Origin of the sequence: Brachybacterium sp. HMSC06H03 (assembly GCF_001807385.1) — a bacterium.
Classification (GTDB): domain Bacteria; phylum Actinomycetota; class Actinomycetes; order Actinomycetales; family Dermabacteraceae; genus Brachybacterium; species Brachybacterium conglomeratum.
In genome coordinates this window covers 1-8,721 of record NZ_KV788776.1, presented here as the reverse complement: position 1 = coordinate 8,721, position 8,721 = coordinate 1, and the positions used below count along the sequence as shown (strand labels likewise).

10 protein-coding genes and 2 tRNA genes are annotated in these 8,721 nt (G+C 66.0%); 5 read left to right on the top strand and 7 right to left on the bottom strand.

The genetic code is table 11. The features are described 5' to 3' along the window. Positions 1–404 precede the first annotated feature (404 nt). Together HMPREF3159_RS08400 and HMPREF3159_RS08395 are read right to left on the bottom strand one after the other, a co-directional pair. Positions 405–1,193 carry an SH3 domain-containing protein gene (locus HMPREF3159_RS08400; RefSeq protein ID WP_070500620.1) on the bottom strand — a complete coding sequence of 263 codons (789 nt, stop codon included), beginning with the start codon at positions 1,191–1,193 and terminating at the stop codon, positions 405–407. Positions 1,194–1,407: 214 nt separating this feature from the next. Continuing rightward, positions 1,408–2,328, bottom strand: a complete 921-nt coding sequence (locus tag HMPREF3159_RS08395) for an aminoglycoside phosphotransferase family protein (RefSeq protein ID WP_070500619.1) — start codon at positions 2,326–2,328, stop codon at positions 1,408–1,410. 71 nt (positions 2,329–2,399) lie between these two features. Here HMPREF3159_RS08395 and HMPREF3159_RS08390 point away from each other — a divergent pair, with 71 nt between their 5' ends. After that, complete coding sequence (locus HMPREF3159_RS08390; RefSeq protein WP_141748138.1) at positions 2,400–2,792, top strand: hypothetical protein; 393 nt, start codon at positions 2,400–2,402, stop codon at positions 2,790–2,792. A gap of 42 nt (positions 2,793–2,834) precedes the next feature. On the opposite strand, the gene HMPREF3159_RS08385 is transcribed toward HMPREF3159_RS08390, so the two are convergent. From HMPREF3159_RS08385 to HMPREF3159_RS08375, 3 genes are all read right to left on the bottom strand, one after another. Then, positions 2,835–2,902, bottom strand: a tRNA-Lys gene (locus HMPREF3159_RS08385). Between the two features lie 161 nt (positions 2,903–3,063). Next, entirely contained in the window at positions 3,064–3,495 is a 432-nt protein-coding gene (locus tag HMPREF3159_RS08380; RefSeq protein WP_070500617.1) for an arsenate reductase ArsC, read from the bottom strand. 26 nt (positions 3,496–3,521) lie between these two features. Next, positions 3,522–3,887: an ArsR/SmtB family transcription factor gene (locus HMPREF3159_RS08375; RefSeq protein WP_070500616.1), complete on the bottom strand. Its 366-nt coding sequence runs from the start codon at positions 3,885–3,887 to the stop codon at positions 3,522–3,524. Between the two features lie 81 nt (positions 3,888–3,968). On the opposite strand from HMPREF3159_RS08375, the gene arsB reads away from it, so the two are divergent. Beyond that, a complete protein-coding gene (gene arsB, locus HMPREF3159_RS08370) occupies positions 3,969–5,060 on the top strand; it encodes an ACR3 family arsenite efflux transporter (RefSeq protein ID WP_070500615.1) in 1,092 nt (363 codons plus the stop codon). 23 nt (positions 5,061–5,083) lie between these two features. After that, entirely contained in the window at positions 5,084–5,512 is a 429-nt protein-coding gene (locus HMPREF3159_RS08365) for an arsenate-mycothiol transferase ArsC (RefSeq protein ID WP_070500614.1), read from the top strand. A 373-nt stretch (positions 5,513–5,885) separates the two neighbouring features. On the opposite strand, the gene HMPREF3159_RS17475 is transcribed toward HMPREF3159_RS08365, so the two are convergent. After that, positions 5,886–5,980: transfer RNA gene (locus tag HMPREF3159_RS17475), tRNA-Ser, on the bottom strand. Positions 5,981–6,286: 306 nt separating this feature from the next. Here HMPREF3159_RS17475 and HMPREF3159_RS16685 point away from each other — a divergent pair. Beyond that, complete coding sequence (locus tag HMPREF3159_RS16685; RefSeq protein WP_083305876.1) at positions 6,287–6,772, top strand: AAA family ATPase; 486 nt, start codon at positions 6,287–6,289, stop codon at positions 6,770–6,772. 9 nt (positions 6,773–6,781) lie between these two features. Then, positions 6,782–7,969: an ATP-dependent nuclease gene (locus HMPREF3159_RS17070; protein ID WP_141748137.1), complete on the top strand. Its 1,188-nt coding sequence runs from the start codon at positions 6,782–6,784 to the stop codon at positions 7,967–7,969. Positions 7,970–8,227: 258 nt separating this feature from the next. Here HMPREF3159_RS17070 and HMPREF3159_RS08360 read toward each other — a convergent pair whose 3' ends face one another. Further along, positions 8,228–8,599, bottom strand: coding sequence for a hypothetical protein (locus HMPREF3159_RS08360; RefSeq protein WP_141748136.1), 372 nt, complete (start codon positions 8,597–8,599; stop codon positions 8,228–8,230). Positions 8,600–8,721: the final 122 nt, after the last annotated feature.

Here is an 8,721-nt window from a genome sequence, read left to right as displayed (position 1 = left end):
GGCCGGACGACGGGCCCGGGGCGGAGGGCGCGGAGGATCCCCACGGCCCGGGCGCGGCCGACGGGGCGGAGCCGCTCCACGGCGGAGGCCCGGGCGAGGAGGGCGGAGCCGTCGAGGGCTCCGTCCCCGCCGTCGGCCCCTGCCCCGCCCACGGGGAGGGACCGGCCGACGGAGCAGGACCAGGTGACGGGGCAGGACCGGGCGGCGGTGCGGCTCCGGGCGTGGTCACGCCGTAGCCGTACGCTCCCCCGTCCTGCCCCGTGCCTCCCTGTCCGTGGCCGGTCCCGTTCCCCTGGCCGTCGTCGGGCTGGTTCGGCTGCGACATGCGTGCCCCTCTCACGTGCGTGGTGCGTGCGAGTGCTGCTGCACTCCCCCGCTCGCGAGCCTATCCGGAGGGGTGGGGCTCAGAAGCCGTTGTATCGGTAGGCGTTCTGGTTCCAGAAGTCGGTGCCCCAGGTGTGGGTGCGCGCCACGCCGCCGACGCCGCCGGCCTGCTCGATGACGGTGAAGGAGGTCTTGGAGTCGTCGGTCCAGCCGGTGAAGATGACGACATGACCGGCCGCGCCGCCGGAGCCCGGGCCGAGATTGCCGATGATGTCGCCCGGCTGCAGGTCGTCCTTCGGGATCTCGGTGAAGTGCTCGGTGAGCGTCACCGTGGAGTAGTTGGTGTCCAGGCCGTACGCCATCGAGACGAAGCCGGAGCAGTCGGTGCGGTACTGACGGCCGTCGGGACCGTTCGTGTACGCCTCCATGGAGTAGGGCACGTTGCGGTCCACCCAGGTCTGGCCGCGGTCGAGCACCTCCTGGCGGTCGGCGGACAGGCCCGGATCCTCGGGGGCGGGCTGCCCGCCCCCGCACTCGCCGAGGCCGGCGGCGTCGGGGACGGTGACGTAGGCGCGGGAGACGTAGCCGTCCACGCCGTCGTAGCTGACCTTCGCCCAGTACTCGCTGGCGTAGGTGCCCTGCACGGCCTCCCCCGCGGTCTGGCACTCGAGGTCGAGGGTGGTGCCGGCGGGGATCGTGCCGAGGGCGTCGCTGCCCGTGCTGGTGCCGGAGCGGATGGTGAGCTGGTCGGTGGTGGTGCCGGGCGCGGCGGCCTGCGCGGGCTGCGCGACCAGGGCCAGTCCTGCGACGGCGAGTGCCGAGGCGGCGGCCCCGCCGGCGAGTCGGCGGGCAGTGGTGCGGAGGATCATCGGTCTCGTCCCCTTCGAGGATCTCGGGTTCGTCGGACGCTGCCGGAGCCGGATCCTTCCCCCTGCGCCGGCACCTCGAACCTAGGCACGACGGGATCCAGGTCACAACCCCGGGCGCTTGGGGAGAGCTCCCCATCGACATCCCGCGCCGGCAGCGGTACTTCCCGCGCGCGCGGGAGGGCTCGCGGCCGACGGCGTCACGGTCATGCCTCGGCTAGGCGACGGTCAGCTCGACCAGACGTTGCAGACGCTCGATGTCGTCGGTGCGGCCGGCGTGCTGGGCCTCCCAGAACCAGGAGGCGACGGCGCGGGCGAAGGAGATCTCCTCGGCCCGGTCCGCATCCGCGCCCGCCGCCTCGCAGAACGCCTCGACGACGTCGCGGATCGCTTCTCGCGGGCGGGTCCCCTCCAGCACGGGCGCGAGCACGCTGCGCACCACGGTGTGGGCCTCGTTCTCGACCGGCCCGCTGAGCAGCGCCGGGTCGATGGCGACCCAGCTGCCGTCGCCGCGGCACATCACGTTCTCGAAGCTGAGATCGCCGTGGGTGAGGGTACGGGAGGCGTCGTCGGCGAGGTCGTCGATGATCTCGGCGGCCCGCTCCCCCGCCCCGGCCGGGATCGGCAGGCCGTCGGCGACCGCGCGGGCGTGCTGGGCCTGGAACGCCTCGGCCCAGGCGCGGGAGGTCGCCGCGAGGCGAGGGGCGTCCCGCGGGGCGGGCACCTCGGCGATCCGGGCCCCGACCTTGCCCGCGATCCGGGCGGCGGCGAGCGGTGCGGGGTGCTCCATCAGGGACGGGCCGGGCACTCGCTCGAGCAGCAGCGCCCGCTCCTCGCGGTCCTCGCGCAGCAGGTCGACGACGCCGTGGCCGGCGAGTGCCGTGAGCGCGGAGATCTCGAGTGCGGGGTCCGCGAGCGGGGACACGAGCTTCAGCGCGGCCGGTGCTCCGTCGGCCGTGCGCACGGGAAGCACAATGCTGGTGCCTCCGCACCAGAGGTCCCCGTCGGCCGTGAGGTCCCAGCGCTCCAGCACGCGGGCGGCCTGCTCGGGGGCGGCGTCCAGCCAGGGGCCCGTCGAGCGATCCTGGTGGAGGAGGCGCCGCCGGAAGGCGCCGGGGAGCTGGAGGAATCGGGCCATCTCGACATCATCGCAGGCTCCCTGCGGGTGGGGCGTCGCGACGGCTCGAACCGGCCTGCGAGACTTGTGCGGTGATGCCCTTCCTGCTGCTCGCCGTCGCCGCGGTGCTGCTCGCCCTGGTGATCAGCGTGTACGTCATCCGGCGCAGGCTGGGTCGCAGCGCGATGGCCCGTCGATGGATGGGCGACGGGATGTTCCCGCGCACCTCGCAGGAACGGATGACGGTGCTGGGATGGCCTGCTCTCGCCGGCCTCTGCCTGTGCTTCGCCCTGGCGGCGATCCCCGTCGCCGACGGGACGCTCCGCCTCCCGGCGGCGCTGCTCTCGATCCCGTTCTTCCTCGCACTGCTCATCACGCAGATCTCGGCGATCCCGCTGACGGAGGCGTGGTACCCGGGCTGGGCGCGGGAGCTGAGGCGCCGGCGACGGGAGGGTCGCGCGCAGACGGGGCTCCGCCGGGTCTGACGGCGTTCGCTCATCACGTCGATGTCGCAACCCGACCTGCGGTGGGCCCGGAGGGGATCGAACCCTCGACCCGCGGATTAAAAGTCCGCCAGAGCACCGGCCGCAGAGCGTGTACAAGCAGGTCAGAGGGCTCGTACTGCTACCCGAAGCGCGACGGACACTATCGCGTCGCTGTCAGCGTTGCTGTGAAGAGGTGTTCGAGACGAGTCGGCATCCGTTCCTTGGGGATGGTGTCTCCAGAAGCCCTAGTCGCACGTGCTCTCGGCTTTCCTCAACCTTGGACTGGAATGTCGAGCGGCTCGTGGGACAGCAAGCTGCCGATGAGCTCCTCGATGCGGGTGCGGATCTCGTCGCGCACCGAGCGGACTTCCGCGAGGCCCTTGCCGGCTGGGTCCTCGAGTTTCCAGTCCTCGTACCGCTTGCCGGCGTAGTAGGGGCAGGCGTCGCCGCATCCCATGGTGATGACCACATCGGAGGCCTGGACGGATTCGGGGGTGAGGATCTTCGGCTTCTGGTGGGAGATCTCGATGCCGACCTCCGCCACGGCCTCCACCGCTGCGGGGTTGATCGAGTCGGCGGGCGCAGACCCGGCGGAGCGGACCTCGATGCGGTCCCCGGCGAGCTCCCTCAGCCACCCGGCTGCCATCTGGGATCGACCGGCGTTGTGGACACAGACGAACAAGACGCTGGGGCGAGCGGTCATGGGAGCCTCCCGACCGGGGGTGAGGTTCAGGCGATGTCGAGGAACGCGCGGAGTTCGGCAAAGGCTGACGGGACGACGGAGTAGTGGGCCCAGCGGCCCTTCTGCTCGCGCGTGAGCAGGCCGGCGTCGACGAGCTTCTTCATGTGGTGGCTGACGGTGGGCTGACTGATGCCGAGCGGCTCGGTGAGATCGCATGCGCAGACCGACTCACAGCCCTGGGCGGCGACGTGGGAGAGGAGCCGGAGACGTGTGGGGTCGGACAGCGCCTTCAGCAGGGAGGCGATCCGCTCGGCGTCGACGATGTCGACCGGACCTGCGGACAGCGTGCAGCACTCGTCAGAGTCGGTCCTCGCCGCGAGTCCGGTGGCTGTGTCGTCGGTCCTCGTGGTCATGCCCTCACCTTATATTGACAGTCATCGATGTGGAACATAGCGTACTCATCGATAACCGTCGATGGAAGGTGTCTGGGCCTGATGAGCACGACCACCAAGGATGTGGAGCAGCCGCGCGTGATGAAGGAGATGTCCTTCCTCGATCGCTGGCTCCCGGTATGGATCCTGGCCGCCATGGCTGTGGGGCTCCTGCTGGGGCGGTTCGTCCCCGGCCTGAACACCGCGCTGGAGGCGGTGAAGATCGGGTCTGTGTCCCTGCCCATCGCGATCGGGCTGCTGGTGATGATGTACCCGGTCCTGGCGAAGGTCCGCTACGACGAGACCCGGCGCATCGGCGCGGACCGACGCCTGCTGGTGACCTCGCTGGTGCTGAACTGGATCGTCGGACCGGCCCTCATGTTCGGCCTCGCGTGGATCTTCCTTGCCGACCTGCCGGAGTACCGGACCGGCCTGATCATCGTGGGCCTCGCGCGCTGCATCGCGATGGTGCTCATCTGGAACGACCTCGCCTGCGGTGACCGCGAAGCTGCCGCCGTACTGGTCGCGATCAACTCCGTCTTCCAGGTGATCGCCTTCGGAGCCCTGGGCTGGTTCTACCTCCAGGCGCTGCCGTCGTGGCTGGGGCTGGCGACCACGTCGGCCGAGTTCTCGATCGGCGCGATCGTCCTCAGCGTGCTGATCTTCCTCGGGATCCCCCTGGTCGCCGGGTTCCTGACCCGCGTCCTCGGGGAGAAGGCGAAGGGTCGCACCTGGTACGAGGAGCGGTTCCTCCCGAAGATCGGTCCCATGGCGCTGTACGGGCTGCTGTTCACCATCGTGCTGCTGTTCGCTCTCCAGGGCGACGCGATCCTCTCCGCCCCGGGAGACGTGGCCCGCATCGCTCTGCCGCTGCTGGTCTACTTCGTGGTCATGTTCCTGGGGTCCTTCCTGCTCGGACGGGCGATCGGCCTGAATTACGCCAAGTCCACGACCGTCGCGTTCACCGCCTCGGGCAACAACTTCGAGCTCGCCATCGCCGTCGCCATCGGCACCTTCGGCGTCACCTCCGGCCAGGCCCTCGCCGGTGTCGTCGGCCCCCTGATCGAGGTCCCGGTTCTCGTCGCCCTCGTCTATGTCGCCCTCGCGATGGGCCGCCGGCTCTTCCCCGGCGACGCGACCGTTCCCACCCGATGACCCAGCAGAGAGATCGAGTCACCATGACCGCGAAACGCCCCGCAGTCCTGTTCGTGTGCGTGAAGAACGGCGGCAAGTCCCAGATGGCAGCCGCCCTCATGCGCCATCACGCCGGAGATGCCGTCGAGGTGCACTCCGCCGGCACCCGCCCCGGCACCGCCATCAATGCCCAGTCCGCGGAGGCGATCGCCGAGGTCGGCGCGGACATGTCCTCCGCCGTCCCGCAGCCGGTCACCTCCGAGCTGCTGCGCAGCGTCGACCACGTGATCGTCATCGGCGGCGAAGCCGTCATCGAACCCGTTGAGGGGATGACCGCGCCGGTCACCACCTGGCACACCGATGAGCCCTCCCTGCGGGGCATCGAAGGGATGGAGCGCATGCGCCTGGTGCGGGACGACATCGACGCCCGCGTCCGTGCACTCCTGAACGACCTCACCGCTACCGCGAACTGACCTCGTCCGCAGCGACACGGCCCGACCTCGCCACCGCATCGAACTCGCCTCCCTGGTCGTCATCGACCCTGGTCCCATCGGCCCGGCCGCTGCCGCCCACCTCTGAGAACGCGGCTCTCGGCTCCTTGCCCCGGATGCCGGACCCGTCAATAGAGCGGCGCCTACCAGCGCCTCCGCCTGGGCACTCGCGCAGGCGAGACCGCGCTTCGACACCGATCGGTCGCCGACATGGTTCTCGCACCGTGTACACCCTGCTCGTCCCGCGGACGCAGCCGGCAGGCACTCCCCGCCATACGGGCCGGGTGTGCGACCGAGTTCCCGTCGACTCCCCACAGGACGCGGCCATGTCGCCGACGACAGGCTTCGACCAGGGTGGGCCCGGAGGGGATCGAACCCTCGACCCGCGGATTAAAAGTCCGACAAGGCATGGCTGGCACAGTATGTTCTAGCAGGCCATAGCACACACCCGGCTGGGTCGAAGCGAACCAACGCAGTCGCGTTGCTGTCAGCGTTGCTGTCCCCAGCGCCTTAGCGCCAATCGGAGCAGCAACCCTACGGGCGCACCGACACCGTGCGTACTAGACAGTTAGCTTCGCGAAGCACCCGAGCCTCAACCCAAGACCATCGCGTTCCAGGACAAGCGTTCGAAGCGCTCCCCTGCTCCAGTCCTCGCAAGCTCCAACCCGGCCGAGCACGACAAGCTAGAGGACCCCTCACCCCACCGGTTCGCGTGACGAGGCGCCGACTGTGCGACCGCGTAGATACACTCGCCCTATGAGACTTACTGGGGTACGGGTCAAGAATTTTCGAACAGCGGGACCAAGGGAGCAGCAACTCGATTTGAGTGACACCCTCACAATCATTGGCCCAAACAATAGTGGCAAGACAAACCTTTTGCAGGCCATACAAATACTCTTCACTGGCCATGAAAATATCTACAATTACACCATTGCCGAAGACTCTCCGCACGGCAAGGGTGCTCGAACAAGCATAGTTGGATACTTCGATGGGGATGACGAAGGGGTGGATTCGGACTTCTATCGCGACCTTGATCGCCTATATGCAATGTACGACCTTCAACGCTCCGGCAGCACGGTCGCTCTTTACCTTACATTCTCGGGCTCAGGAAACCCAGCTTATACGTTCTTCCCAAACCAAAAGCGCCCGGGCGACAGTGGCAATCAGGCTACAATTAGTCGAGTGCAGAAACAGACGGTAGTCGGCCTTCTTAGCGAATTCGCCTGTCACTTCATCCCTTGAGAAAAAAGCATGAAAGAGCTGGTCGATGAGATTCTCGCGCCCTTTATTCGATCAGTCGTGGTTGATGTCCTTTCTCCCCATATCACCGAGATACAGCGAGAGCTAGACGGAATTTCGTTCAATATCGATCAGGCTTTGATCGACAGCGGAGTCGATGGTCTTTCCGCATCGTTCGGGTTCCAAGGGGGCTCGATCGAGAGCATGCTTAGTGGATTTGACTTCTACCTCAGCGATCCGTACCGGACTCAACTTTCCAGAAAAGGCCAAGGAACTCAAAGCTTGGCCTTCATGGCTGCCCTACATTGGGTCACTGAACGCAAATTCGCACAGAATAAGAACTCGATCTGGCTTACCGAAGAGCCCGAATCATTCCTCCATCCGGAGCTTTCTCATAGCGCTACAGGGCTTCTGGAAAAGCTGGGAACAGATGCCACGGTCGCAATGAGTAGCCACTCAATGGCGTTCGTCCCACATGACCCCAAACGTGTGGTTAGCACACAGCTGGACCCGGAAGGCTACACGGAAATCTCCACGTTCGCGTCGCACGAAAAAGCGACGGTTGCACTCCGAAAAGGGCTCGGACTAAGATTTGCCGACTACTTCTCTCTCGGGACTTCCACCGTGCTCACTGAAGGCCAATCGGACTCTCAGCACCTGCGCTGGTTCCTTTTGATTTCCGCGGACTGGACCGATTGTGAATGGCCCGAACTCCGCGCAGCGACGATTAGCGATAGGGGTGGCGCATCTGAGCTTGCGGGGTTCTTGCGATCGAACTATGAAATCCTGCGCAAGGAGCAGCCGACCGTCAGCCTGTTCGATGGCGACGATGCGGGAATGAAGGCCGTAAGCGGGCTGAGTTCGTACTTCAACAATATGGGCATTCCATTCAACGCCAACCGTGAGTATGTTTACGGGCGAGCAGGATTCGCTATTGAGGGACTGTTTCCAGACTTGTGGATATCCGAGTTGCGAGACGATCACCCCAATCAATTTACTGATTATCAGGAAGACTCATCCGGGGTTTTGATGCGATTCCGGCTAAAGGATAGCGCAAAGTCTTCTGTAGCCAACGCACTAAAGGGTCGCGCCGAGAGCGAAAACCCAACGGATCGCAAATGGGCTACCCACTGGGTGAGCACTTGCCGGGCCTTGGATTCTGCACTCAAGCATCAAGCCGAGCTCATCGCATTGCTTTGAGCATCAGTGGATCCTGCTAGTAGGGGCAACCCGGCATCTTACGAAGATCGGACGACCCTGCGGGTGACATCTCGTGGCCTGAGGCCCGGAGCGAAGCGAGGACACGAAGGCCACAAGGCGGCGAAGCCGCCGCTTGAAGGAGTAGGGAAAGTTCTCACGAGTCTGCCCTCAGCGCCGAGCATGCCTCACCGAGCTGGAACGCTGATCCCGGCCTCCGTCGTGCGGCTCACCGTCGAGAACGCGATCATCGCCGGTGGCCTAGTCACTCGACCCCTCATCGTCGCTGGGAAGATTGAAGCCCAAGCCCGAGAACATCTGCCCCATGATTTTCTCGGTCATAGCACTGGACATCTGGTCATCGCGAGCCTTCGACACTGTTTCTTGTTCCAGCCTTGCTAGTTGCTGATCGAGGAACTTGTTGATCCTGGTGTCAATGTCGCTCTTCACACCCGCCGCAAGATCGCGATTCTCCTGAGATAAGCGGCGGATCTCATCGAGAGCGCTTTGCGTCCGACCCTCCGAGTCGCGAGCTAGGTCGAGCTGCTCCTTCGACATCCGCCCCTGCCACACGGCGACACCGACGGCAACAACTGCGACGACGATCCCGACCACTCCAACTGCAAGCTCCACGGTGATACCTCTCCAATCGAGCGTCCCCGCACGGGACGGCAACTAGGTAGAGAGTCTCACGGTGTGGGGCGGCGCGCGGAGTTGAGTCCCGCATAGTGGTGTAGCGCGGTGGCCCCGTGATC

What these genes read in the sequence shown, in the direction of transcription:
- HMPREF3159_RS08400 (WP_070500620.1), bottom strand. Translation starts at nt 1,193, where the DNA reads ATGATCCTCCGCACCACTGCCCGCCGACTCGCCGGCGGGGCCGCCGCC.
- HMPREF3159_RS08395 (WP_070500619.1), bottom strand. Translation starts at nt 2,328, where the DNA reads ATGGCCCGATTCCTCCAGCTCCCCGGCGCCTTCCGGCGGCGCCTCCTC.
- HMPREF3159_RS08380 (WP_070500617.1), bottom strand. Translation starts at nt 3,495, where the DNA reads ATGACCGCTCGCCCCAGCGTCTTGTTCGTCTGTGTCCACAACGCCGGT.
- HMPREF3159_RS08375 (WP_070500616.1), bottom strand. Translation starts at nt 3,887, where the DNA reads ATGACCACGAGGACCGACGACACAGCCACCGGACTCGCGGCGAGGACC.
- arsB (WP_070500615.1), top strand. Translation starts at nt 3,969, where the DNA reads ATGAGCACGACCACCAAGGATGTGGAGCAGCCGCGCGTGATGAAGGAG.
- HMPREF3159_RS08365 (WP_070500614.1), top strand. Translation starts at nt 5,084, where the DNA reads ATGACCGCGAAACGCCCCGCAGTCCTGTTCGTGTGCGTGAAGAACGGC.
- HMPREF3159_RS16685 (WP_083305876.1), top strand. Translation starts at nt 6,287, where the DNA reads ATGAGACTTACTGGGGTACGGGTCAAGAATTTTCGAACAGCGGGACCA.
- HMPREF3159_RS17070 (WP_141748137.1), top strand. Translation starts at nt 6,782, where the DNA reads ATGAAAGAGCTGGTCGATGAGATTCTCGCGCCCTTTATTCGATCAGTC.